The sequence below is a fragment of the uncultured Fibrobacter sp. genome, from assembly GCF_946062555.1.
Lineage (GTDB): Bacteria > Fibrobacterota > Fibrobacteria > Fibrobacterales > Fibrobacteraceae > Fibrobacter.
Map to the genome: position 1 here is coordinate 1 of NZ_CAMGVQ010000019.1, position 24815 is coordinate 24815.

22 protein-coding genes and 1 pseudogene are annotated in these 24815 nt (G+C 46.2%); 13 read left to right on the forward strand and 10 right to left on the reverse strand.

The window, feature by feature from the left end; all coding sequences use genetic code 11:
• The coding region (locus Q0P86_RS07375) for a hypothetical protein (RefSeq protein ID WP_295038508.1) at positions 1-377 on the forward strand (377 nt) is incomplete at its 5' end.
• A gap of 279 nt (positions 378-656) precedes the next feature.
• On the opposite strand, the gene Q0P86_RS07380 is transcribed toward Q0P86_RS07375, so the two are convergent.
• Together Q0P86_RS07380 and Q0P86_RS07385 are read right to left on the reverse strand one after the other, a co-directional pair.
• On the reverse strand, positions 657-1007 hold the full coding sequence (locus Q0P86_RS07380; RefSeq protein WP_295038510.1) for a hypothetical protein: 351 nt from the start codon (positions 1005-1007) through the stop codon (positions 657-659).
• Between the two features lie 11 nt (positions 1008-1018).
• Positions 1019-1846, reverse strand: a complete 828-nt coding sequence (locus Q0P86_RS07385) for a hypothetical protein (protein WP_295038512.1) — start codon at positions 1844-1846, stop codon at positions 1019-1021.
• 131 nt (positions 1847-1977) lie between these two features.
• On the opposite strand from Q0P86_RS07385, the gene Q0P86_RS07390 reads away from it, so the two are divergent.
• The 6 genes from Q0P86_RS07390 to sfsA all read left to right on the forward strand — a co-directional run bounded on the left by Q0P86_RS07390 (position 1978) and on the right by sfsA (position 8411).
• A complete protein-coding gene (locus Q0P86_RS07390; protein WP_295038514.1) occupies positions 1978-2220 on the forward strand; it encodes a hypothetical protein in 243 nt (80 codons plus the stop codon).
• A gap of 29 nt (positions 2221-2249) precedes the next feature.
• Positions 2250-3209 (forward strand): viperin family antiviral radical SAM protein, encoded by a 960-nt coding sequence (locus tag Q0P86_RS07395; RefSeq protein WP_295038517.1) that lies wholly within the window; start codon positions 2250-2252, stop codon positions 3207-3209.
• Positions 3210-3802: 593 nt separating this feature from the next.
• Entirely contained in the window at positions 3803-6145 is a 2343-nt protein-coding gene (locus Q0P86_RS07400; protein WP_295038519.1) for a hypothetical protein, read from the forward strand.
• Between the two features lie 103 nt (positions 6146-6248).
• On the forward strand, positions 6249-6491 hold the full coding sequence (locus Q0P86_RS07405) for a hypothetical protein (protein WP_072980142.1): 243 nt from the start codon (positions 6249-6251) through the stop codon (positions 6489-6491).
• Between the two features lie 30 nt (positions 6492-6521).
• Entirely contained in the window at positions 6522-7544 is a 1023-nt protein-coding gene (locus Q0P86_RS07410) for a viperin family antiviral radical SAM protein (RefSeq protein WP_295038521.1), read from the forward strand.
• Positions 7545-7691: 147 nt separating this feature from the next.
• Positions 7692-8411, forward strand: a complete 720-nt coding sequence (sfsA, locus tag Q0P86_RS07415; RefSeq protein WP_295038523.1) for a DNA/RNA nuclease SfsA — start codon at positions 7692-7694, stop codon at positions 8409-8411.
• Positions 8412-8480: 69 nt separating this feature from the next.
• On the opposite strand, the gene Q0P86_RS07420 is transcribed toward sfsA, so the two are convergent.
• From Q0P86_RS07420 to Q0P86_RS07435, 4 genes are all read right to left on the reverse strand, one after another.
• Complete coding sequence (locus Q0P86_RS07420) at positions 8481-9770, reverse strand: type II toxin-antitoxin system HipA family toxin (protein ID WP_295038524.1); 1290 nt, start codon at positions 9768-9770, stop codon at positions 8481-8483.
• Positions 9767-10120 carry a helix-turn-helix transcriptional regulator gene (locus Q0P86_RS07425; RefSeq protein ID WP_294112667.1) on the reverse strand — a complete coding sequence of 118 codons (354 nt, stop codon included), beginning with the start codon at positions 10118-10120 and terminating at the stop codon, positions 9767-9769. Before Q0P86_RS07425 ends, Q0P86_RS07420 begins: the two co-directional genes overlap by 4 nt.
• 100 nt (positions 10121-10220) lie before the next feature.
• Positions 10221-11966, reverse strand: a complete 1746-nt coding sequence (locus Q0P86_RS07430; protein WP_295038527.1) for a 1-deoxy-D-xylulose-5-phosphate synthase — start codon at positions 11964-11966, stop codon at positions 10221-10223.
• A 143-nt stretch (positions 11967-12109) separates the two neighbouring features.
• Positions 12110-13480 (reverse strand): anaerobic C4-dicarboxylate transporter, encoded by a 1371-nt coding sequence (locus Q0P86_RS07435; RefSeq protein WP_294112665.1) that lies wholly within the window; start codon positions 13478-13480, stop codon positions 12110-12112.
• Positions 13481-13611: 131 nt separating this feature from the next.
• Between Q0P86_RS07435 and rbr the strand changes: the two genes are divergently transcribed.
• Positions 13612-14151 carry a rubrerythrin gene (rbr, locus tag Q0P86_RS07440; RefSeq protein ID WP_295038529.1) on the forward strand — a complete coding sequence of 180 codons (540 nt, stop codon included), beginning with the start codon at positions 13612-13614 and terminating at the stop codon, positions 14149-14151.
• Between the two features lie 263 nt (positions 14152-14414).
• On the opposite strand, the pseudogene Q0P86_RS07445 reads toward rbr, so the two are convergent.
• Positions 14415-15406 (reverse strand): annotated as a pseudogene (locus Q0P86_RS07445) (virulence RhuM family protein).
• Between the two features lie 442 nt (positions 15407-15848).
• Between Q0P86_RS07445 and Q0P86_RS07450 the strand changes: the two are divergent.
• The 5 genes from Q0P86_RS07450 (at position 15849) to Q0P86_RS07470 (ending at position 21593) form a co-directional block, all read left to right on the forward strand.
• Positions 15849-17948 carry a hypothetical protein gene (locus Q0P86_RS07450; RefSeq protein ID WP_295038531.1) on the forward strand — a complete coding sequence of 700 codons (2100 nt, stop codon included), beginning with the start codon at positions 15849-15851 and terminating at the stop codon, positions 17946-17948.
• Complete coding sequence (locus Q0P86_RS07455; protein WP_295038533.1) at positions 17896-19020, forward strand: type ISP restriction/modification enzyme; 1125 nt, start codon at positions 17896-17898, stop codon at positions 19018-19020. Before Q0P86_RS07450 ends, Q0P86_RS07455 begins: the two co-directional genes overlap by 53 nt.
• A 461-nt stretch (positions 19021-19481) precedes the next feature.
• Positions 19482-20018: a hypothetical protein gene (locus tag Q0P86_RS07460; RefSeq protein WP_295038535.1), complete on the forward strand. Its 537-nt coding sequence runs from the start codon at positions 19482-19484 to the stop codon at positions 20016-20018.
• Positions 19996-20529 (forward strand): hypothetical protein, encoded by a 534-nt coding sequence (locus tag Q0P86_RS07465; RefSeq protein WP_295038538.1) that lies wholly within the window; start codon positions 19996-19998, stop codon positions 20527-20529. The genes Q0P86_RS07460 and Q0P86_RS07465 overlap by 23 nt, the downstream gene beginning before the upstream one ends.
• The gene (locus tag Q0P86_RS07470; RefSeq protein ID WP_295038540.1) at positions 20526-21593 is read left to right on the forward strand and encodes a Fic family protein; all 1068 of its coding nucleotides are present in this window, start codon (positions 20526-20528) and stop codon (positions 21591-21593) included. The genes Q0P86_RS07465 and Q0P86_RS07470 overlap by 4 nt, the downstream gene beginning before the upstream one ends.
• 163 nt (positions 21594-21756) lie before the next feature.
• On the opposite strand, the gene Q0P86_RS07475 is transcribed toward Q0P86_RS07470, so the two are convergent.
• The 3 genes from Q0P86_RS07475 to Q0P86_RS16890 all read right to left on the reverse strand — a co-directional run bounded on the left by Q0P86_RS07475 (position 21757) and on the right by Q0P86_RS16890 (position 24808).
• Complete coding sequence (locus Q0P86_RS07475; RefSeq protein ID WP_294112657.1) at positions 21757-22527, reverse strand: fibrobacter succinogenes major paralogous domain-containing protein; 771 nt, start codon at positions 22525-22527, stop codon at positions 21757-21759.
• Positions 22528-22630: 103 nt separating this feature from the next.
• Positions 22631-24262: an endo-1,4-beta-xylanase gene (locus tag Q0P86_RS07480; RefSeq protein WP_295038542.1), complete on the reverse strand. Its 1632-nt coding sequence runs from the start codon at positions 24260-24262 to the stop codon at positions 22631-22633.
• A gap of 255 nt (positions 24263-24517) precedes the next feature.
• Positions 24518-24808, reverse strand: a complete 291-nt coding sequence (locus Q0P86_RS16890; protein WP_367181820.1) for a multiheme c-type cytochrome — start codon at positions 24806-24808, stop codon at positions 24518-24520.
• Positions 24809-24815: the final 7 nt, after the last annotated feature.

The following is a 24815-nucleotide window of genomic DNA, read 5'->3' on the forward strand; positions in this document are numbered from 1 at the left end:
AACAGCGTGTGTATTTTGAACGGCAGACCGTGACACTCATCGAGGTGAACAAGTTTCTCAAGCAGAAGGAAAAGTTCGAAGGCGACAACAGCCGCATCGCACAGTGGCTCCGTGCCATCGATACGCTCAACCGTGAAGCCGATTTCAGCGAGTTTGCTGCGGATCCCGTGTTCAAGGTCTTGCAGAACGAGGTGAAATTGTGTAATTTTAGTGCTAGATATATGCGAACCGCAATTATGAAAGATTTTGATGACGCGAGAATTGCGTACAATAAAGCTCGCGAAATAGCAAAGATGCTGCTTGAACAAGGAAAGCTTTCTGTAGCCGAAATCTCTGCTGTTACGAAACTTTCAGAAAAAGAAATTAGCGAACTCTGATATTTATTCAATATTCTGCAATATTGTAAACTGCTCTTCATAAAAATTACCTTAAATAGGTTGCCTATTTTAGGTTAAGTAATTTCCATTGTAATCCAAGGTGAATGGCGCTCCTAGTGTAGAACTTTTACTGCGCCAAGCGTAGCTGATTGTTGAAATAGCAATTTTTTGTTAAAAAAGTGCTAAAACGACATAAAAAGTGGCCGTTTTAGCAATGCTGAGCGTGAGAAACAAGAAGCGGGATGTTCTTGGATATAATAGAACATTGGCGAAAATCGGTTAATTGTTACCCTCAAATATTTTTTTTGAGGCTTTAACTATGATTTTTGCCAAATTGTCAGGAAGGTCTGTTGAAAAACTTAAAACGTCTATTTTTTCTTCACCTTTTAAAAATTTGTAAAAATCAAGCAGTTCACGATAGGGTTTGCTTTTACTTGAGTCGCTTTTCGCAAGACGTTCTTTATTCTTTTTAAACCTGCTTATGTATCGTTTCGCTTCATCAACAGATTCGTCGTCGCATAGTCCCTTACTACATTGACTAGAATGATATTCTCGGACTTTACTTGCAAAATCACCCTCATTTACAATGGTATCAATCTCTTTTAAAAGTTGTTTTGGACTTAATTCCATCGTAAACCATCCTAGAAGTAGTCGTCATTGTAATAAGATGAACTACATTCATTTCTTATTTCAAAATCATCTTGTATTTTTTCCAAATCCTTGTCAGTTGGGTATTTCTTCTGTATTTTGCGAATATACTCTATGCAACACTTCTTTTGACGATCATACTGAGCTCTTGTCATACTATTCCCATGACCATATATGCATGTTGTTAGTAATGCGAATTCCGTTTCCATAATATAACGATTTTTATGTTTATTCAAAATCGTTTCTATACTATCCAGTTGATTGTCTCGAATTCGGACTTCTTTTTGTTCAATGTCCAAAGAATTCTGTACAGAATCAAGCGCTAGCGAAATGGTTTCGTTTTTTTCTTCGCATTCGTTTATAGCTAATTCGTGTCGTTCAATTTTTTCTTGACTATTATCATTAACCCGACGGCACGAAAATAGGGAATCTTGAATAGAACGTAATTGTGATTCAAGAGTGGAGTTAATTTCGTTGCATTCCTGAATGTCGCTTTCCCCTTTTTCTAGTTTCGGTTGATTCTGTTCCACCCATTGAACATACATATAAAGAGAATCACGAGTATGCTCCAAGAGTGATTTTAAGGAATCACGGTGAAATTTATAGAAAAAAACTTTTTGGGATAATGAATCTCGCGTAGGTTCAAAATATCGATGGGCATTATTGAGCTCACGCTGTAAAACTCGCATATATTGGTCAGATTCAACATCTTCTACATGATACATAACAAGGCCCCCACCCATTGCACCAAACATTACGCAAAGAGCACTTGTTTTTAATGATTCCCATAGGGATTGATCTTTTTTTTCGTCTTTAGCCATACCAAGAAATATAAAAAAAGCCTAATCACGCATAATCAAAATGTCACCAGTTGTCACCACATCATTATCTAAATCTTTGATTGAAGGACGTAAACGTCGCCCCATTCACCCTCAAAAAAGGAGCAAAACATATGTCAAACCTCTCAAACGATTCCAAAATCAACGAAATGTGCAACGCAATGCTGAAAAGCGGCCGATGGGCCTTGGCTCGGCACGCAAAACACCCCATTCTGCGACACATTGCCGATGGGGCGACCAAGTTCTTTATTGTCCCGTGCACGCCGAGTGACCCGCGCGCCTTTGCGAACTTCCGACGCGATTACAACCGCTACATCCGCGCTTATCTCATCCAAACCGGCGTCATCATCGCCTAAACCTCAACCTTAAAAAAGGAGATTACATTATGTCTACTCATACAGAAGCGACTGTCCCTATGTGCGTCAATTGGCACGTTACCGAAACCTGCAATTATGGTTGCAAGCACTGCTTTGCCAAGTGGGGCAAGCAGCGCGAAGTCTGGGAAGATACCGATCAGGTCGAGCATATTATCAAGGGCATTGCCGACTATGTGGATACCACTTGTATGATTCCCAAGCGTTTCCGCCTCAACATTGTCGGCGGAGAGCCGGTTCTGCATCCGGAAAGGTTGTGGAATGTCGTAAAGGCGGCAAAAGATAACGGGGCCGAAATCTCGATGATTACGAACGGCAGCCATCTCGAAGTCATTCGTCCGTTCGCCCACATGATTTCGCAGGTTGGCCTCTCCATTGATTCCTTCAATCACGAGACGAACCTGAAAATCGGCCGCGCTTGCAACGGCAAGACTCTTTCTTTCGAAGAAATCAAGGAGAAGATCAAGTATGTACAAGAAATTAATCCGAAACTTAAAATCAAGATCAATACGGTTGTGAACAAGTACAATTTCTCCGAACAGCTCCTGAACTCGGTTCTTGCGCTCAAGGCCAGCAAGTGGAAGATTTTTCGCCAGATGCCTTTCGGCGAAAACAAGGGAATCTCGGACTTTATGTTCTATTCCTTTATCCGCAATAACTATAAGGAGCTTGACCGCTATCGTGATGGATGCGAAATCACCATCGAGGACAACAATGCCATGACCGAAAGTTACTTGATGATTTCCCCGGACGGGCGCCTTTTCCAGAACGGAAGCACCGAATACAGCTACAGCCGCCCGCTGACGGAAGTGTCGTTCGCCGAAGCTATTCAGGACATCAAGTTCAACGAAGCCAAGTTCGACGGCCGCTATGACGGTTCGTACACTTGGCAGGCAACCAATGCCATGGAGAAGTTCTTTGGTATCGAAAATCCGCTGAATCCGTTCGCCTCGATATTAGGCGATATCTAGGCCACAATACTCCAAACGACCAAGTAAACCCACTCCCCGGCCCTAGCGCTCGGGGAGTTTTAATAACCCAAATTTAGGTTTTTAACAAAAGAAATTAAGTTTAATGACCCCGTTTTGGGTTAAATAATATTCATTATAATCATCGCAACTAGTGCTCTCGGTACATTGTAATCCAGGGAGAATGGCGAAGCTCCGTTTCTTTGGAGAAGACTTCCCTACGGTTTCTGCAACTTTTTGTTAAAATAGTGCTAAATCGACTGAAAAATATATCGTTTTAGTACTCCCCGAACTTGGAGAGTTCTTCCATGATGCCATAGATGGCGTCTGCCTTGGCGTTGTCGCAGTCGATGATCAGGGCTATTTTCTTTTCCGTGTCCATAGTAGGGAATATAAGAAAAAAATCACTGGAATATCATTTTTTATAAAAAAAAGCCATTTTTTGTAAATTGCGTTTTTTCAAAAAACTTGACTAGAGCCAAATTGATAAACCGAATGTGACTGAACTCTTCAAAATGCAAAAAAAAACGTTCTGCATTTTCCCCCATGAAATTCTGAACGCACTGAAAGTATATTTAGATAAAAAAGGATGAATAATGACTTTAGCGAACTACAACAATTTTTGCAAAAATCCGTTAACTTTGGAAGAAAGATTCCCAACAATAGAGGAATTTGCCCTAACTTTTGACGACTTTTTCATTTTGAAGAAAAATGTAAACAGAACCGATTACGATGAATTATTCTCCGCCGTAAGAGATGGTCTAAGATCTAGCGAACACAAAAAGGCGCTCGACAGAGACACGATAAAAAAATACATAGAATGCTTTGATTTAGGCTCATGTTCAAAATCTGTAGACTCCATTTTGACATGGTATATTGACGCAATCAACAAATCGACAGCCTCAGGCTCAACCAAAAACGCATATATCCGACAGTGGTTTAGATATTTTTTTGCAAAAGCGTATTGCATAAGAGAATCTACGACAAATTGGAAATGGTTAGGAAATATACCTGCATCCGAAGATGGTAATGATTTTTTCACATACTTAAGTTGCTTGGATGAAAAAAAGATTAAAGAAAAACTTAAAGACGAAAATAATAAAAAGAATTTTAAAAATTGGATAACGAACAAGCAGCAATCTAAAGATTTTGTAAAAATCAAATCTGTACTTGCTTTTTTAGATGATGTGAATTCTGATGGAATAATTGTAAATAAAGAGAATTTGTTGATAAGTTGGTTTTATACCAAATGTTATAAACATTTTCCTTGCAATGAAATGCTTTTAGAGAAATATGGAAAAAAAGGAAAAGAAAAAGAATCGCCCTATTCACATCGTATTGAAGAATTAGTCAATGTGATAGATGGACCTAAAAATGATAATGCAAAAGAAAAAATAGAGCGGGAAATAGATTACCTAAAAGAATGTACCCCACCTACCGACTACCCTGTTCTACTCTATATGGAATTTAAAAATAACTTTTACTTAGGGAACTACGAAAAAGCCGTTTTCTATGCAAGGCAAGTTTCATATGTTTTTTTCTATGTAGGATCAACAGGCAATTATACCTATAGTGATTTATCTACATTGTGGTATCGAATTTTAATTGTTGCTATGGCGTTCATTTCCTACAACTCCACAGACTCTAAAGTCAAAACAGCGGCAACCAAACTGTTTACAAGTTTGCTGAAGTACTCATATTTGGTTCATCTTGAACTTGAAATCGCTGGTTATGACGATAGTGAAAATTTCGTTTACAATAACTCTGAAAAATTGGAATCGTTAAGAAAACAATACTGCAATCAAAGTGACAGCTTCTTTTTACCTAGTTCCTTTTATGAAAAGAAGAAACATATATTGTCGCTGGAATATGACGAAAACAAGTTGAACCAAAAAATCATTTCTTTTGGAAATACATCCGGTTACGCCATTGAAATAGCATCTCAAATCAACAATCCCGAAAAAGTAAAAGAAATAATTGCCAAAGGTGGAAATGTGCTTAAAGCCAAGGATCCAAACAAGAACACCCTATTTTGGTGCATCAATAACATGCTCTTGTTCCTGCCTATTGGATTTTGGCGCATTGTATTAGTCCCTCATTCTCTTGAGCATATTAGCAATGATGATATAATAAACTTTATTATTCCAAACGCGAGAAAGACACTCAAGAAATACTATGATTACAACAAGGTTCACGCAGAAGAACTTGAAAACGCCTATAAAATATTCAAGATGATTTTGCCAGCTTATAAAGAAGCTGATATTGATGTTTCGAGGTTAACATTTCGTAATGATCAAAATTTATTATATACCGTTTGCAATATCGGGAAATGCACTATCGTAGAAGATGTCATACCCTTATTTAATATTGAAACAGTAAAAAATGATTCTAACAATTATTTTTTAGCGGTGCTAGAAACATATAAACAACTCTGGGCAAAAAATAACGGATGTAAATATGAAAACCCTTATGTTAATAGAGTTAATCAATTTATTAAATCACCTGAATATTTTGGTGATGGCAACACAAGAGAACTCTCTCTTTTCTACAATGAACTCTTAACGCAAAACGAATTTTTATTCGATAGTTCCTGCAGTTTCATTGATGAGAATGAATTGCTTAAAATAATTGATTTACTTATCAATCTTCATTTTGACCCTTGCAAGGACATTCCCAAAAAGCCTCATGATTTTCCCTATGGAGTTATTCCTTTATATGATTGCACTCTTTTTGCGATAGAAATGGGATGGCTAAAATGCGTAAAACGGCTTTGTACCTATCTTATTGCAGAATATAATGACCATTGGGAAAAAATGAAAAAGTCCTACTTTGCAGAAGCCATGTGGCAATGGCAAATGAGAAATCCACAATGCATAAGATACCCTTCCGAAAATGAACAAAAGCTAATTTTGAAATATTTAGCTTCATTACTAAAATAAGACAAAAACGTTTTTCAATTTCCCCTTGGTAATTCCAAGGGGATTTTTTTTGTTTTATGGGTAGCCAAAAAGGCAAAAACTCTTCCCAAAAGGACTGAAACCTATGTCAAACCTCTCAAACGATTCCAAAATCAACGAAATGTGCAACGCAATGCTGAAAAGCGGCCGATGGGCCTTGGCTCGGCACGCAAAACACCCCATTCTGCGACACATTGCCGATGGGGCGACCAAGTTCTTTATTGTCCCGTGCACGCCGAGTGACCCTCGCGCCTTTGCGAACTTCCGGCGCGATTACAATCGCTATATCCGCACCTATCTCATTCAAACCGGCGTCATCATCGCCTAACCACTCACCACAATCCCGCGAGGAAAATTTATGAATATCAAAAAATTCGTCGTCATCAACTGGCATATCACCGAAGCATGCAATTACCATTGCGAATTTTGCTTTGCCAAGTGGAACAAGCCTGTTGAAATTTGGAGCAATCCTGACAATGTGCAGAAAGTACTTTCTAACATTAGTCAACATTTTCGCAGTCAGGGTATTTTTAGAATCCGCCTGAACATCGTCGGTGGCGAGCCGATTATGTCCCCTGAACGCCTGTGGAATGTTGTGGAAGCTGCGTACAATAATGAGATGGAAATCTCCATCATCACCAACGGCAGCCATCTCGAAAACATCCGCCCTTTCGCGCATCTGATTTCGCAGGTTGGCATTTCCATCGATTCGTTGGATCACGAGACCAACATGAAGATTGGACGGGAATGCGGCGGCAAGACCATTTGTTTCGACGCTTTGCGCCAAAAGATTGAGGACCTCCGCAAAGCAAATCCCGATATTAAAATCAAGCTGAATACCGTTGTGAGCAAGCATAACTTTAACGAAGTCCTCGTAGAGCGTTTTGCCGAACTCCATATCGACAAGTGGAAGATCTTGCGACAGAGGCCGTTCAACGGAAATTCTGGCGTTAGCGATTACCAGTTCTACGCGTTCCTTAGGAACAACTTTAACGAGAATCTAATGCAAGCAAATGTGCCGAAGCCGCACAAGGATTTGCTAGCAGCGTTTATTGCTTGCGAGGACATTGAAAAGCCAAATGAGCCACAGCAAGTCATTTTCGTTGAAGACAACGATGCAATGACAGAAAGCTATTTGATGGTTTCGCCAGACGGTCGGCTGTTCCAGAACGGGAGCGATGAATACACCTACAGCCGCCCCCTTACGGAGGTCTCTTTTGCGAACGCCTTGTCTGATATAAAATTTGATAGCAAAAAATTCGAAAGTCGCTACGCGAGCTGGCCTACGCAAAATGCGGTAAATGAGATGGAATACTTCTTCCATCTTGTTGAGGACAATTATGATGACTTTGACTGCTTTACGGAATTAAGCGACGATTAATCCGTTGTAACAGAGTCTTCCCAACGACCAAGTAAACCCCTCCCCGGCCCAGCGCTCGGGGAGTTCTTACTTTATTACATTTTTTACTCGGACGAATGTCTAAATTCGCCTGACATCCCTGAAAAAGATGTATATTCCCTAAAAGCAATGCAGTACGGAAAAATTGTAAAGGCGACATTCGTTTCTCGGCCAAACCGCTTTATAGCCCACGTGAACATCGAGGGGCAAATGACCGTGGTTCATGTGAAAAATACGGGCCGGTGTCGGGAACTTTTGTTACCCGGTACGGCCGTTTACCTAGAACAGTCCACGAATCCTGCCCGCAAGACTCCTTACGACCTGATTGCGGTGGAGAAGGTTACGCCTAGAGGCACGGTTCTCGTAAACATGGACAGCCAGGCCCCCAACAAGGTGGCAGCAGAATGGATTAGAGCAAACAAGCGGCGTTTCCCAAAATTGCAGTTGGTTCGCCCTGAATACACCTTCGGGAATTCTCGGTTCGATTTCTACATCGAATTCGCGGGCCGCAAGATGCTTTTAGAAGTGAAGGGCGTCACCCTGGAGCACGATGGTTTCGCCACCTTTCCTGACGCCCCTACAGAAAGAGGAATTAAGCACCTGACGGAATTAACCCGCATAAAATCGGAACGTGTGACCGCCGAAGACGGCACTTCCTACGAATGCGGCGTCCTGTTTCTCATTCAAATGAAGGGATGCAAGCGTTTTGGCCCCGACGACAATATCCATCCTGAATTCGGCAAGGCGCTTCGAAACGCCCGGAAGGCGGGTGTGGAAATTTTTGTGATTGACTGCAAGGTTGCACCGGACAGTCTCGTAGCTGACAAGCCTGTTACACTGATTTTATGAAGTCTAGATATAACCCAAATTTAGGATTTTACTTTCAAAAATCTACTTTAAAAACCTAATTTAGGGTCTTTAAAATTTAATCAAATTCTTCACAACATCCTGAACAAGTTTCTTGGGGACGTCGTTTGCCTTGGCACGCTTCTTGAAGCCTGCGAGGGCATCTTGCACCTGCTCGAGGATTCGCTTGTAGCGCCCTTGCACGAGGCCGGCACTTTTTGCCGCCGCCTTGAAGTCGTCGAGGGTGAACTTTTCGCGCTTGCCGTTGAAGGTCATCTGGTGCGTTCCGGTCCAGCGGCCGGCGGGGTTGTAGGCGTAGGTGACGTCGAAGGCGGGGGCGAGCGACCAGTTGCCGCGCTTGTCCATCAAGAAGCCGATGTTTTTCGTGTGGTCGTCCTGGTTTCTTGCGCAAATGTTGAATACGGCCCTGCGGTACATCTGTTCGATGTCGGCGGTAGTGAGCCCGATTTGCCTTGCGATGGCGAAGGCCTGTTCGTAACTGTACGCCCCCGCAATGTTGAAGTCGTAGTGCGCAATGGCCGCAAGCGACTGGTAGTGCAGTTTGCCGCCGTTTTCGGTGCGGTCGAAGCGGCGCGTCATGAAGTGTCTATGATCGCCGTCTTCCAGCAGGCGGCATTCCGTCATCTGGATTCCGGCTTCCTTCGCAATCTGGCTGTAGGTAAACTCGAGCGCCCCGAAACCAGCCGGGTCGGCGTTTTCCTTGTCGCGATTGTTCTCAATGTCGTCGAATTTTAGAAGCCAGTAGCCGTATCCTTCGGGGGCGCGGACTTGCCCCGAGAGCACGGTTCCTGTAGAATCGTCATAAGCGATGAGAACCTTTGCGCGGGCGCCTCCGGCAGATGTCCCGACACGGACAATCTGTTCGAACGCGTCTTTCTCGCGGAGCCTGACCTTTACTTTTTTGCGCTGGTCCAAGATGTTTGCCGCAAGGGTGCGAAGCCTTTCAATTTCGAGCGGTTCGCTCTTGACGGGGTCGGGGCCGGTGGCGGGGTAGAACTCGAGTGCTCCCATGCCGCGCGAGCCGGTGTAGCAGAGCCGTTCGAGTGCGGTAAAGCTTTTAGGGTCCCTGCCGTTCTGGACAAGCCACTGGTCGATAATCTTGTTGCCGAACTTGTCGGGGACGGAATCGGCGAAAAGCCCCGGCAGCCTGTGGAAAGTGGCGGGAGAAAGGCCCGGAAATCGGTAGATAGCGCCGCTGCGTACGGGCATGGCGACCGGCGCGGGTTCTATGCCACTGCGGGCGAAGTCTGGAGCGTATTCGAACGAGGTGAATTCGTCGCCCTCTTTTTGGTAGAGCGCCCCGACAGTCGTTCCCCAGAGCTTAACCTCGACGGAGGTCATTTATCCTCTCCCCATACCCAGGACGCATTGGCGGCAGCCTTCTTCTTGCGACCGGCACGTTTGCGCTGGGGCAGTTTTTGCGATTCGCGGAGGAGCATCATGGGGCTACGGCTGTAATCGGGAACAATGTTGACAAGCGATTCTGCAAATCCAAAGTGCAACAGCACCTTGACAAGGTGCGAGAGGCTTACGCTCTGGCCCATTTCGAGTCGCACTAATGTATTCTTGCCGACACCCGCCTTTTCGGCGAGAGTTTCGCGCGAAAGGTCCAGGGCAATGCGGTGCGCACGGATGCGTTCGCCAAGCTCCTTGAGAGCGGTTTGTTCTGTAAGCGGTGTTGCCCTGTACATGTCTACCTCCTGGATATCTGTCTAAAATATACTAAATTTCTGTCTATAAAACAACCCTATATTGGGTTTTAATTCAGTAATTGTAGTTTTAAAACCCAATTTAGGCTCTATTTAAAATATCTTCCACAATCTGCTTGGGCGTGAGGCGGTTACGTTCCATGAGTTCGCCGTAGGGGACCTTGTCGTAGAATTCCTTCTTAAGGCCTTTCACGAGAACGCGCATGTCGCTGTTGCCGTAGAAGCGGGCGATTTTTTCGCCGAAGCCGCCGTCAATCATGCCGTTTTCGAGCGTCACGACTACCTGGTGGTCGGCGCACAATCCCGTGAGCGTAGCCTCGTCGATACCTGTCGCGAATCGCGGGTTGATAATGGTGGCGTCGATTCCCTGCTTCGCAAGTTCCGCGGCGGTTTCTTCAGCGAGGGCGTAGTAGCTGCCGAGACCGATGAGGGCGACTTTACTACCGCGCTTGTCCACCTTGTATGTGTTCAACTTAGAATAATCCCTGTCGAACGCGACATTCCTGTGTGCGACTCCGTTCGGGATGCGGATGGCCATCGGATGTTCTGTCTGGTCAATGGCATAATCCATCATGGCGATGGCCTCTTCTACGCAAGTCGGGCAGAGGTACACCAGGTTCGGGATATTGCTCATCATCGCGATGTCAAAAATGCAGAGGTGTGTGGTATCGTTCATGCCGTCAGCGCCCGACATGGTAATGAGCAGTGTGGCTGGGTTGTTGTTCGCGCACAAATCCTGCGAAAGCTGGTCGTAGGTGCGCTGGATAAACGTGCTGTGCGTGCTGTACACGGGCTTTGCGCCGCCCTTCGCAAGGCCCGAGGCGAGTGCGACTGCGTGCTCTTCGGCGATGCCCACGTCAATGAACTGCTTGCCTGCCGCTTTACGCTGTTCGGCAAAGAACCCGATGCCTGCGGGTACTGCGGAATGGATTACGACGACTTTCGGGTCGGCCTTGATTTTTTTCATCAGGTAGTCGCCGAGGATTGCGCCGTAAGATTCTCCGCTTCCCCAGTTCACGACACCAGTCGGAATGTCAAACGGTGCGGACCAGTGGAACCCTTCCTTCGCGTTTTCGGCGAAGCTGTAGCCCTTGCCCTTGAGCGTGTGGATGTGCACGACCACGGGCTTTGTGGAATCCTTCACCTGCTTGAACGCGGCGATGAGCGATTCGATATCGTTACCTTGTTCAACATACAGGTAGTCAAAGCCTAAGCTCTTGAAGTAATTGTTCTCGCTCTTGCCCTGCGTTCTGCGGAGTTCCGCGAGGCTCCCGTAAAGCCCGCCGTGGTTTTCGGCGATGGACATCTCGTTGTCGTTTACCACCATGATAAAGTTCGTCGCGTATTCGCCGGCATTGTCGAGACCTTCGAATGCCTCGCCGCCGCTCAGGGAACCGTCACCGATTACTGCAATCACATTGCCCTTTTCGCCCTTGATATCGCGGGCGGTTGCAAGCCCGAGCGCAAGGCTCACGGAAGTCGAGGTGTGGCCGATCATAAAATGGTCGTGTTCGCTTTCGCAGGGTTCGGTGTAGCCCGTAACGCTCCAGTACTTTTCCGGATTGAGGAACGCTTCGGCGCGGCCTGTCAAAATCTTGTGCGTATAGCTCTGGTGGCTAACGTCGTAGACAATCTTGTCCTTGGGCGATTCAAAAACATAGTGCAGCGCGATGGTCGGCTCCACGAATCCGAGATTCGGTCCCAAGTGCCCGCCGCAGTGTGAAATCTTATTCAAAAGTGCCGTGCGAATCTCGCCGGCCAGCGCCTTCAGGCTTTCCGTGTCCATATTCTTCACATCGGCAGGGGATGCAATCTTTTCTATCAGCATAAATACCGCCTTTTAGCCGGTTAAGGGGTGGTTAAAAAATGACCCAGGTCTTGCCTGGAGTAAAATATTCGGCAATAAATATACAACAAACGACCCGCGTGGAGTCGCGCAAAATTGAAATACTTGGTTCGTTATGAAAACAGCTAGTAAAAAATTCTCACCAGGATTGTTCCGACGATTGTCGAGACGATGACGCTCACGAGGCCCGGCCGCATAAAGCTATGGTTCAGCAGGTACTTGCCGATGACGGTTGTGCCCGAGCGGTCGAAGTTCACGGTCGCAATGTCCGAGGGGTAGTTCGGGATAAAGAAATACCCGTACACGCTCGGTAACACGCCCAGGAGTACAGGGCCTTCGATGCCGAGGCTATAGGCGAGCGGGAGCATGGCAACCACCACCGCGCCCTGCGAGTTGATGAGCACGCTCACCGCGAAGAACGCAAACGCGATTACCCATGGGTAATGTTGCACGATGTCTTTGAGACCGCCCTGCATCACGTCCATGTAGTTCGCGAAGTAGGTGTCGGCAAGCCATGCGATTCCGTAAATGGCGACGACGGCGACCATGCCGCTTTGCCACACGGCGCCAGATACGGCCTTCTTGGGGGCTGCCTTGCAGAAAATAACCATGAACGCGGCCGCAGCAATCATCACAATTTGGATGATGATGTTCATGGCGAGCGGCTTCATTTGCGCCACGCCGTCAATTACTTTACCTGTAGGGAACTTGGGGCGAATGTCGTGGCCCGCAATCTGCGTAATGGAAAAGAATACGATGACGGCGAGAGCACCGAGGAAAATGAACACGGCGCGCTTCGCTTCCTTGGAGACTTCCTTGTCGAGCACGGAAGCGGTATTCCCGTACATGTATTCCTTCATCTGCGGGTCTTTGAGGCGGGCCTGGAATGCCGGGTCCTTGTCGAGGTCGAGCCCGCGCCTGTACGAGACGGCTGCCGCGGCCATGATTCCGCAAAGGCACGCGGGAATCGTAATCGCGATGACCTGCAGGTTATTGATGTTGAATCCGTTTGCATTTGAGATAATCACGAACGAGACGACGGCAGCTGCAATTGGCGAGCAGGTGATACCGACCTGCGATGCGACGGAGGCCACGCCGCAGGGGCGTTCCGGGCGGATTCCCTTCTTGAGCGAGATATCGCATATAATCGGCATGAGGGTGTAAACCACGTGGCCGGTGCCTACGAGAACCGTGAGGAAGAACGTGCAGAGCGGAGCCAAAATCGTGATGTAGTTCGGATGCTTGCGCAACAGGCGCTCCGCAATCTGGATCAGCCAATCCATGCCGCCCGATGCCTGCAGAATGCCTGCGCAGGTCACCGCAGCGATAATGATGTAAATGACATCGGTAGGCGGTTTGCCGGGCTGCAGGCCGAAGCCGAGCACGAGAATCGCAAGACCGATTCCCGAAATCGCGCCGAGGGCTAGGCTCCCGTAACGCGAGCCCACGTAAAGTGCCAATAGTACAATCAAAAGCTGGATAATCATGAGGGTCATAAAAGGCCTCCTTTTTATTTAGATATATATTATTTGGCAGAAAAAAGACTCCGATTGGACTTATTTTTGCCAAGAACGGTCTTAAAAATGACTATATTCTTTTCTAGACATTTCAACCAAGAGAGGAATCTATGGCAAATAAATATGCCGGAACACAAACCGAAAAGAACCTTCAGGCCGCCTTCGCTGGCGAATCCCAGGCTCGCAACAAGTACACCTACTTTGCAAGCTGCGCCAAGAAAGAAGGCTACGAACAGATCGCTGAACTGTTTCTGAAAACCGCAGACAACGAAAAGGAACACGCCAAGCTCTGGTTCAAGGAATTGGACGGTATCGGTGACACCGCTGCTAACCTGAAGGCTGCCGCCGAAGGCGAAAACTACGAATGGACCGACATGTACGAAGGTTTCGCGAAGACTGCCGAAGAAGAAGGCTTCAAGGCTCTCGCCAACAAGTTCCGCATGGTCGCCGCAATCGAAAAGCGCCACGAAGAACGCTACCGCGCACTCCTCAAGAACGTGGAAACTGCAGCCGTGTTCGAAAAGAGCGAAGTCAAGGTGTGGGAATGCCGCAACTGCGGTCACATTGTCGTTGGCACCAAGGCTCCTGCCGCATGCCCCGTGTGCGCCCACCCGCAGTCCTTCTTCGAAGTCACTGCTGAAAATTACTAGGAGCCGAGTGTCGCGGCAGACTGCTTGCAGTCTGACATGACCGAGGCGACGAGTAATGCGCTTTAGCGCAATTACTAATAAGACCGAACCGGCTAAACTCTGCAGAGTCCTAACTCTGGAGCCGGTTCTCTCGCAACCGCCCTCGGTTAACACCCGAGGGCTTTGTTGCTCACAAAGCCGAATGCAGCAAAGGCCGCGCGCCGATACTTAGCAACGCGCTTTGCGCAATTAACAAGTGCTCCAGGTTGAACCTGGGGCATTTATTATGCGTGGTATTGAGCGGTTGCTTCCATCAACATGTCAAAATCGCTCTTGTACGTGGCATCGCGAATCACCCTAAATTTTTCGAATTCCTCTTCGGCAAAGGCCTTGGCAATTTCATGAGTGACCTTGCCCTTGTCTTGTAAGACATCTTCTTCGTTGAATTGAAGGAAGGCATTGAGTTTTTCGACCCAATCCTTCATATACATCACTTGCCCTCGCTTCGCTTGGCGTTCCGCATAGTCAAGATACATCGTGACGATTTCATTCAAGTTCTTGATTTCCTCTCGCGAGAGATAATTCTTGGCGATTGATACATCAGGCTTGCGGATGTCGCCGTCGGGCGCATTTTTCCATGTCGTGAGTCCCATGTTCACTTTCTTGCTATCTGCCCGCGAGTAGATGATTTCTGCGGCCGTTTGATGCGTGACGGCGTAATGCAACTTGTTCTTTACGGTCGAAAAGAAGTCTTGTGTAATCTGGCTGTCCGGGCTATAATCTGCGCTGCAACGGGCGTAGATATCCGTTATCTTTTGGTAAAAGCGACGTTCGCTGGCACGGATTTCGCGGATGCGTTCGAGTTGTTCTTCGAAGTAATCCTTGCCGAAGAAATTTACGGGATTTTTCAGGCGTTCGTCATTCATGGCGAAGCCCTTGATAATATATTCCTTGAGGACCTGAGTCGCCCAAATACGGAACATTGTGACCTTTTTGGAATTGATGCGATAGCCTACCGCGATAATGGCATCGAGATTGTAGATGTTAATTTTGTAATTTTTTCCATCAGCGGCAGTTGTTTCCATTTTGGAAACAACTGAAGATTCTTGCAACTCGCCTTCTGCAAAGATATTCTTCAAGTGTTTGGAAATGGCGGCTTTTTGCACATCAATAAATCGGCCATCTTGGCCTGCGTCAGCCAAAGATTCTCGTTTTGCAGTAGGATTTCGACCTTTACTTCTGCATTGTCCGTTTTGTACAACAAAATCTCGTTAATATATACAAATGTACACTAGTTTTGGATAATTGTCAAGAGGGCGTTTATTTTTGAAGGGGCAAGCCTTGGGGCGTACCCCTCCTTTTTCGTCATTGCGAGCGTAGCGAAGCAATCTAACCCTTGACATAAGGTCACTGAGCTTGCCGAAGTGACAAAATAAACTATATTCGCTTATGACATAGCCCTTTGCCGTTTGGCTTAGGGCGACCGGAAATTTTGAGATTCGTCTCTTATTCTCTGTCCTGAAATTAGCACTTTCAAACTACACGAGGATAAGACGAACGCTCACGTCCCTATCGGGGCGTGGGTCGTTTGTGCTTATTGTGTAGAAGGGCGTGCTAACCCGCAGGACAGATAGGCACTCGACTCCACGCCTTTTTTGTTTCTAGTCGTGCGGTCGAATCCTTGAATGGAGCAGAATCTTTCCATTTGAGGATGCGCAATGACGGATTTAGATAAGAGCAAGTACCAGGCTGTAGAACGCTACATTGCCGAAGTGTCCAAACAGTTTGCGACGGGCGAGGCTACCGAGCATAGTTACCGTCCGGCGTTGGCTTCGCTCTTGTCGGACCTCTTGCCCGAGTACGTGGTGACGAACGAACCTCGACGCATTGATTGTGGTGCCCCAGACTATATCATTTCCAAGGGCGGCGCATCGAAGATTCCGGTGGCTTTTGTTGAAGCAAAGGATGTGAACGATCGCGACTTGGACGGTAACCGAGAGCATAAGGAACAGTTCAACCGTTACAAGAATTCTCTCGATCACATTCTGTTTACGGATTACCTTGATTTCCATTTGTACGAGTTCGGCGAGTTTGTCGATAGCGTGCGCATTGCCGAAGTTCGTGGCAACAAGGTGGTTGTTATCCAGCCGAATGTTACGAAAATTCTGGAGATTGTAGATTCCTTCTCGGGCGCACTCCCGCAAAAGATTACATCTGCGAAAAAGTTAGCGCAGATGATGGCGGCGAAGGCGAAACTCCTTGCCGAGACGATTCACAAGACGCTTGAAAATGATACGGACAAGACGGGTGAACTGGCGGGGCAGTGGAATGCTTTCAAAAGCATCTTGATTCACGATTTGACGGAAAAGGCTTTTGCCAATATTTATGCGCAGACGATTGCATACGGCATGTTTGCGGCGCGGCTCCACGACAAGACTCCCGATACGTTTTCACGAGCCGAGGCTGCGACGCTGATTCCCGAAACGAACCCCTTCCTGCGCAAGATTTTCCAGAGCATTGCCGGCTTCGACATGGACGAAAGCATCGTCTGGATTGTAGATGACTTGGTTGAGACATTCCGCGTTACCGACATTTCAAAGGTGATGAAAAACTTTGGGCAATCAAGTGGCCAAGGCGATCCGCTGATTCATTTCTACGAAGATTTCCTGTACCATTACGACCTGAAACAGAAAAAGTCCTGCGGCGTTTATTACACGCCGGAGCCGGTTGTCGATTTCATGGTGAATGCGGTGGATGAAATTCTGAAGGACACGTTTAAGCTCCCGATGGGCCTTGCTGACACAAGCAAGGTGAAACTCAAACGCTCAAACGACCTGTATACCGACAATCGCACCACTGACCACAAACGGCATGAGGAAAAGGAATACCATCGGGTGCAGATTCTCGACCCTGCGACGGGAACCGCGACTTTCCCTGCAAAGATTGTGCGGAAGATTTACAGCAGCATGCAGGGCAACTTAGGCGCATGGCAGAATTATGTGGACGAACATCTCTTGCCGCGCTTGAACGGATTCGAATTCATGATGGCTCCGTATGCGATTGCGCATCTCAAACTCGATTTGGTACTTTCCGAGACAGGCTACGTTCCGCAAAAGAATAAGCGTCTGCGTATTTACCTAACCAATTCCTTGGAAGAATGTGACCCGAATACAGGAACATTATTTGCGCAGTGGTTGGCACAAGAAGCAAGCGAAGCGAACTTCGTTAAGCGCGATACTCCCGTGATGGTGATGATTGGGAACCCGCCGTATAGCGTGAGCAGCAGTAATAAGGGTGAGTGGATTCAGAATCTTTTGCTTGATTACAAGAAAAACTTGAATGAAAAGAAGATAAATCTTGATGATGATTATATCAAATTCATTCGTTTGGCTCATTACTATGTTGAGAAAAATGGCGAAGGAATCGTAGCCTACATTTCAAATAATAGTTTTATTGATGGAATCACTCATCGCCAAATGCGGTTCAGTTTATTGCAGACTTTTGATGAGATATATGTTTTGAATTTGCATGGTGATTCTCGAAAGATGGAAAAGGCACCGGATGGTAGGAAAGACGAAAATGTCTTTGATATTATGCAAGGTGTTAGTATCAGCATCTTTGTGAAGAAGGGGAGTATCGTTGCAAACGGAACGATACAATCCATTGCCAAAGTTTATCATTACGAACTCTTCGGCAAGCGTGTTGAAAAAATATCATTACCTCAAAACACATTCCATAAAGGATGTTCCTTGGCAAGAACTGAATTTGCAAGCTCCGCAGTATTTCTTTGTTCCGAAGGATTTTTCTGTACAAAGTGAATACGAGAAAGGTTTTAAGATTGATGAATTGATGAATGTTTATAATTCTGGTATTCAAACGAAATGCGATAATGTTGCAATTCATTATACAAAAGAAGATGCTTTAGTTGTAAAAAAAGATTTTATTGATTTGTCAGTAGATACTTTAAAAGAGAAATATGATTTAAAAGATTCCTCTGGTTGGAATGTTTTAAATGCAAAAAAAGATTTGGTGCAAAATGATTTATCCATAATAGATTTTTCATACAAACCTTTTGATAGAAGAAAAATTATTTTCTCCGATAGAGCGAATGGGTTTATTGGTCGTCCTCGTTTGCCGCATTCTGCACATATTTTAAATGGAAGTTGTGCTTTAATATTAAGCCGACAATATGCTAATAATGTTGATTATTCTTTCGCTTTGTGTGTGAAAGAATTAATTCCAGATCGTTTCTTTGCTACAACAAATGGAACTCCCTATTTCTTCCCTCTCTTCCTTTATCCAACGGAAAACGAAGCAAAGTTGGGCGAACAGCGAAAGCCAAACCTTGATGAATCTATTTGGAGTAAAATAGATGAATGTGTAGGGAATAAAACTACTCCAGAGCAAGTCTTCGATTACATCTATGGAGTTCTCCATACGCCATCCTATCGTGAACACTACAAGGAATTCTTGAAAATCGATTTTCCTCGCATTCCTTATCCCGAAAACGCAGATGAATTCAACCGTATCGCCGCAATCGGCGAAAAGCTTCGCAAACTCCATTTAATGCAAGAAATCCCGCAACCACTAACCGTTTCGTTTAACACCCCTGGCGACAATGTAATATCAGATCTCAGATACGAGAAGGAGATCCCCGACCAAGTCGGGGATGACAAAGTGGGTAAGGTTTTTATCAACAAGTCACAGTGTTTCGAGAATATTCCCGAGCTGGCGTGGAACTTCTATATCGGCGGCTATCAACCCGCGCAGAAGTGGCTTAAAGACCGCAAAAACCGCACACTCACATATGACGATATCGAACACTACCGCAAAATTATTGCTATCCTCGTCGAAACCCACAACCTGATGCAGAAATTAGACAAAAGGTAACCGATCCCCCCCAAATTTACATAAAAGATGCATTATTTGCGCGTTATTGGGCCATAACACATATTAAACCCGCATATTTTACAAAAATATGCAGGTTTACTATTGACATTTCAGTTTGACTTATATATATTAAAGAAGCAGGAGCCCTCGCCAAAGGGCCCCTGCAAAATACGCTAGACGAGCTGTCCAACATATCGGTACAAAAAAGATAGCAAAGTCTGGCAATGTTAAACCAATAACCATGGTCCGGATGGACCAGAGGAGCAACAATGCCAAACCTACTTGATGACTACATGCTTCCCTACGGGAAAAGGAGCCTGTCGATGCTAGATACCCTGCCTGAACGCCGTGTAAGCGCCAGGGATGTCTTGTCTAGGTTTCTGCCAACAGAACCAAGACGGGATAGCTCAAGTGCATAGGCGCGACGCACGGCTTCATCGATTCTATATCAAGCCTTTTGCATGGGAACTGCTACAAATTTCAATCCGCTTAAATTGCGGAACATAGGCCACCCTGAATACACGCCAAAACCAAACATCTCAAGTCGAGCGACTGCATTTGCCAAAGCAAGTGATATCTTGTCGCCAAATCAAGATGATCGTGGTTCAATGCGAGGGGCTTTCAGGCATGGCCTGTGGCAGGCGGAAATCACTTCGCAGTATGGAAAAGACTTGGCAGAGAGAGTTGGTAATTGTCATGAACTCGGTCAAAAGATGGATACTGTTAGAACGACCTACCGAACGATTGACGAGGCTGATCGGGCTGCTGATTTGCGAAACAACGTGATTGGCAGACAACTGGGCGACAAGTATAAAGACAAGTCTATGAAAAGCAAAACATACGCCCTGTTGGTTCAGGCGCTGTCGGATGGTTTGTTTGTTTCGGAGCGAAATCCTGATGGAACTTATAACGTAAAAAAGAAGAAAATAAGTTCAGAAACGTTCAACAGATATTTAGAGGAGCTTAATTCATTAGATGAAAATGGAAATCCAAAATAAGGAATATGACTGGAAGTCTAGGGCGATTCTTGCTGTGGGAATGTTTGCTCCCATAGCAGGTATTGTCATCTTTTTGTTGATGTGGCCGCTTGGGAATTCCCATAATTCCATATTTTCAGAAAGTTTCTCCATCGCTTCTTCAAGGTTTATGTTCTTTTGGTTCTTGAGCCTTTTTGTAGTTATTGTGCATAATACTTTTTGGAAAAAAGAGCCTTTTAAGCCGATTTTCTACAAATCGCTTCCGTACATAATTGCGTGGGTGTTCTTATATGCTATAGCGGCGCTTCTTTATTTCGCGTATGGAGGTGGAGGGGATGCCCCTAATTTGAGTGATGAAAACGATTTGTTTATGCTGGGAGTGTTGTTTCTGCTAGGAGTGGTATTGTTTATTTATGTAGGGACTTTTATCATAGCGTTCTTTTCAAGGGTATCCTATAAGAAATGGCTTGTTTGCTTGGGAATATCGCTTAGCCTTTCCATCATTTGTATACCAGTAATGCTAAATCTATGATTCCTTTCCTAAAAGACCGAATTAAAGATTACGATGCCAACCAGTTTATCAATGAACTGGTCGATGCTTCAAAGTTGCTGGGCGAACTCGATGCAAAAATTGCCGGGTGTAAGTTCAACAGTGTGCTTATGCCGATGCTACATCAAAAGGAGGCTCTTGCCTCTATGTACATCGAAGGAACTCAGACAACTTATTCTGAGATGCTTAAAGAGGAAGTAAAAGAAAAAAATAGTGGAAAAAAGGCGTTTGTAGAATATACAAATCATCTGAGCGCTTTAAGTAAGGGTGCGGATTATTTAAAGATGGAGGTGTTTTCTAATGCCTTCATTCGAAAGATTCAAGAGGTTATGCTGAATGGCATAGTTCCTCCCGAAAAAGAACACATATTAGGCCGTTATAAGGAAGAGCAAAATTTCATAGTTAATTCGAATGGAAAAGTGGTTTTTGAACCTCCTTCGCCACAAGAGACCGGTAAGTACATGAACGATCTTTTGGATTACATGAATAATTTTGCCGATGGAGAAAATCCGTTAATTAAGGCAGCTGTCGCTCATGCGCAATTTGAGTCAATACATCCGTTTGCTGATGGAAATGGTCGCGTTGGTCGGGCCTTGATTAGTTTGTATATGTATAAGGCGAAGCTTATCAGATATCCGTATTTCTATTTAAGCGAGGCTATTAGCGAAGATAAGTTAATGTATTACAATTCATTGACCAGTTCGCGTGAAGGTAGTCTTACCATATGGATAACCTATTTTCTAAGAAAGGTTGTTGCCCAAGCAAAAAAAAATATTCAATATATTGATTCCATGGATAATCTGTACGAACGGACGAAAGTTGCTGTAAAGGAACTTGTGAACAGTCCGAAATACGAAGCTATCATAGAAAGTTTGTTTAAACGACCTCTTATAACGTCGTCAATATTGGCTGATCGCTTGAATGTGACTGTTGGTCAGGCCAAGCGATATCTTGATTTGTTAGAATCAAAAAGAATTCTTTTTGCATTTGAAGGAAAAAAGAACAAGCGGTTCATTTTTTCTGAATTATTAGACCTTATGCGCTGAGTCCATGAAGGCTTATAGGGCTACGCCTGATCCTTACAAGTCGGCACCTTCCATGGGTATAAATCTCTTGGAGCTTTCCCGCTACGCTCGAAAAGTGGGGAAAGAAATGTACGAAATGAAAGAAGGCCCCGTATGGGGCCTGAACTTTTCCTGATACTTTAGCTTAGTCCTTCACGCAACGGATAGAGAGGCCTTCATCCTTCATGAGCGAACCGCCGCCGAAGCCGAACATGCTCGACACGGTCCAGATGCCGACATTGCGGGGACCACCGACAACATCGCGATGGTCTTCGTCCGCTGTCCAGAAAAATGCCTTTTCGCCAAGTTCTTCATAACCGGTAAAGTTTTTTCTTCCAGCGGGCAGCATCGCAAATCCGAAATCATCCGTAGCCGGATAATACGATTCGTTCGGCCACGCACCCTTGGCGCGGACAACCGCACCTTCGTCGTTACTCTGTTCGATGGCGTAATTCGATACGAAGTCATAGAAATCGCTCCATTCCGCCTCGGATGGCATGTGGAATCCTTCGGGGCAGTTGCCGCGCTGCACCCCGGTCAGGTTCGCGTACTCAGTCTGGTAGGATTTATCAATTCCCATCGCCGCGGTCCAGCTGTACAGGCGGCCGTACTTGTCGCAGTTTTCGGGCTTGTCTTCGTAGCACCAGCTGGCATCCTTGATGTTGCAGGAATAGTAGTTCAAGTTCTCCGCCATCCAGACCTGCGACCCGACAGTCGTTATCTTGTAGATTTTTCCATCGCGATTGTCACAAATAGTGCCCGCTTCAAGTGTTTCGGGACACTCCGCCTGGATGGCATCGGTGCAAGGCGTGTTTGTACCGCCGTTGCCGCCATTGCCGCCGTTGTCGCTTGCCGAGGTGGAATCGTCGCAGGCGGTGAATGCCAAGGCGAAAGTCAGGGCACATGTAGCTGCCATTTTATAAGAACTCTTCATTGTTTCCTCACTTAGGTTTATTTGCTCATAATAGAAAAAATGCCCCCGTGTGGGAGCATCTTCAAATAATTCTAAGCTCTAAGCTCTACTTCAACTCAACCATTTCGCTCTTGCCGTCGACTGTTACCTTATACTTGCCGGGGTAACCGCGGAACTTCACGACACCGTTTTCATCGGCCTTAAACGTTCCGTTGGTGGTCCATACCTTGTGCCACAGGTCGTAAATAAGCTTTGCTGCTGGCTTTTCGCGACCATCCGCAGCGATAATGCCACCATTCTTGAGCCAGTGACGGTTATCCCAGAAGCCCCACAGAATGATGCCTTCGACAGCCGGGTGGCTAAAGGCAATGCGCAGGAACATCTCGTAGCGCTTGGCCTGTTCGTCTTCGCCGAAGTACATGCCCTTCTGCCAGTCACCAAAGTCAAGTTCAGTCACCTTGATCGGGAGGCCGAGAGAGCCGAGCTTGTCGAAGCGGGCCTTGATGAAAGCCGGATTCAACTGACGGTCACCAAAGTGGCACTGCACGCCGATGCCGTGTACGGGAACCTTGCGGTCGAGCATTCCCTTGACGATATCGTAAAGGCGGTCGGTCTCACCCGCGACGATTACGTTGTATTCATTGATGAAGAGTCGCGCATCGGGGTCGGCACGGTGCGCCCAGACGTGAGCGGAATCCAGCAGATCCCAGCCGCACTTGTTGAACACAAACGGTTCGTGGAATACTTCGTTCCATACATCGTATTCCTTGATGCGGCCCTTGTATTCCTTCATGTCGCGGTCAATGCGTGCCTTAAGCTTCTGGCCGATTTCCTTACAGCTACCCTTGAAGCTGAAATGCTTGTCATAGCCATAGCCCTGGATGCCCCACATAAGCGCATGGGCGCGGAAGCCCCACTTGTAGTCATTCACGTAATCCAGATACTGCTTGAATTCGTCGCGGCGGATCTTGCCCTTCTTGGGTTCGTATTCCGGCCACTTGAACTGGTTTTCGGGAACACCGTACCAGAAATACTTATTGGCAGTCTTGCGGTACCATGTTTCGACGCTGTCCTTGCTGGGGTAAAGCGCAAGGGCCGTGCCGAAGGGGAATGCGTGGCGCATGAGTTCCACTTTCACCTGTGCACCCGGCGTCGCCTTCACAGTCAATTCCTTTTTGCGCAGGCTGTCGATGCGTGCGGCGGAATTGTTGTACCAGGTCATGTCATCCATGCCTTCGACCTTCTCGATCTCGACATCGTCCATCTGCATCCAGCCCTTGGCGAGACCCACGTGGAACGTGACGTTATTCAGGCCGTAACCTTTCTGGTCGGCAAGGAAGGTCATGGAAAAAGTCTTCCAGTCCTTGGTCAGCATGAACGAGGCGCTTTCTTTCTGACGGTAGTCGGGAGGCCCGCCCTGGATAATCGCGTTGATGGGCATGTTGCCCTTCGCCTTGAAAGTGAGCGTGTAGTAGGCGGAGTCGGCAAGCCACTTGGGCGGCTGCAACTGAAGTCCCCACGACGGATTCGGAAGATCGGTCACGGTAATCTTTACGCCTTCGCTGCCATCGACGCCGAGGCCCATCACCCCGATTTGCTGTTCGAACTTAGCAGGGCCATCGGGGTTATTCCAGACATACCAACCGCCATCGCCATAAGACAAGTCGCCGTTGGTGAGCAGAGCCGCCATAAGGGCAGAGGTGCCCAGGGCGCACATAGACAAAATTCTTTTGAACATAATCATCTCTTTTCGTCTTTCCGGTTCGCACTTCAACATCGGAATGACGCAACCAATTTAACTTTCAAAGTAGAAAATAAATTGTTTTTTCAAGGGGCGGTATAAAAAAAAGCGTCAATTTTGTATACCGGTGTATCAAGTGTTCGTAAGTATGGATTCCGTCGGTCTTACAGACCTCCAGAATGACATGCATCGAAATGGGCTTCGGCGATCAACTGAAACGCAGGTGTGGTTTCAGGATGGATTCCGTCGGTCTTACAGACCTCCAGAATGACATGCTTCGCAATGGGCTTCGGCGATCAACTGAAACGCAGGTGTGGTTTCAGGATGGATTCCGTCGGTCTTATGACCTCCAGAATGACATGCAACACAATGGGCTTCGGTGACCAGGTGAAACGCAGGAGTGATTTCAGTATGGATTCCGTCGGTCTTATGACCTCCAGAATGACATGCTTCGCAATGGGTTTCGGCGGTCAACTGAAACGCGGGAGTGATTCCAGGATGGATTCCGTCGGCCTTACAGACCTCCAGAATGACATGCAACACAATGGGC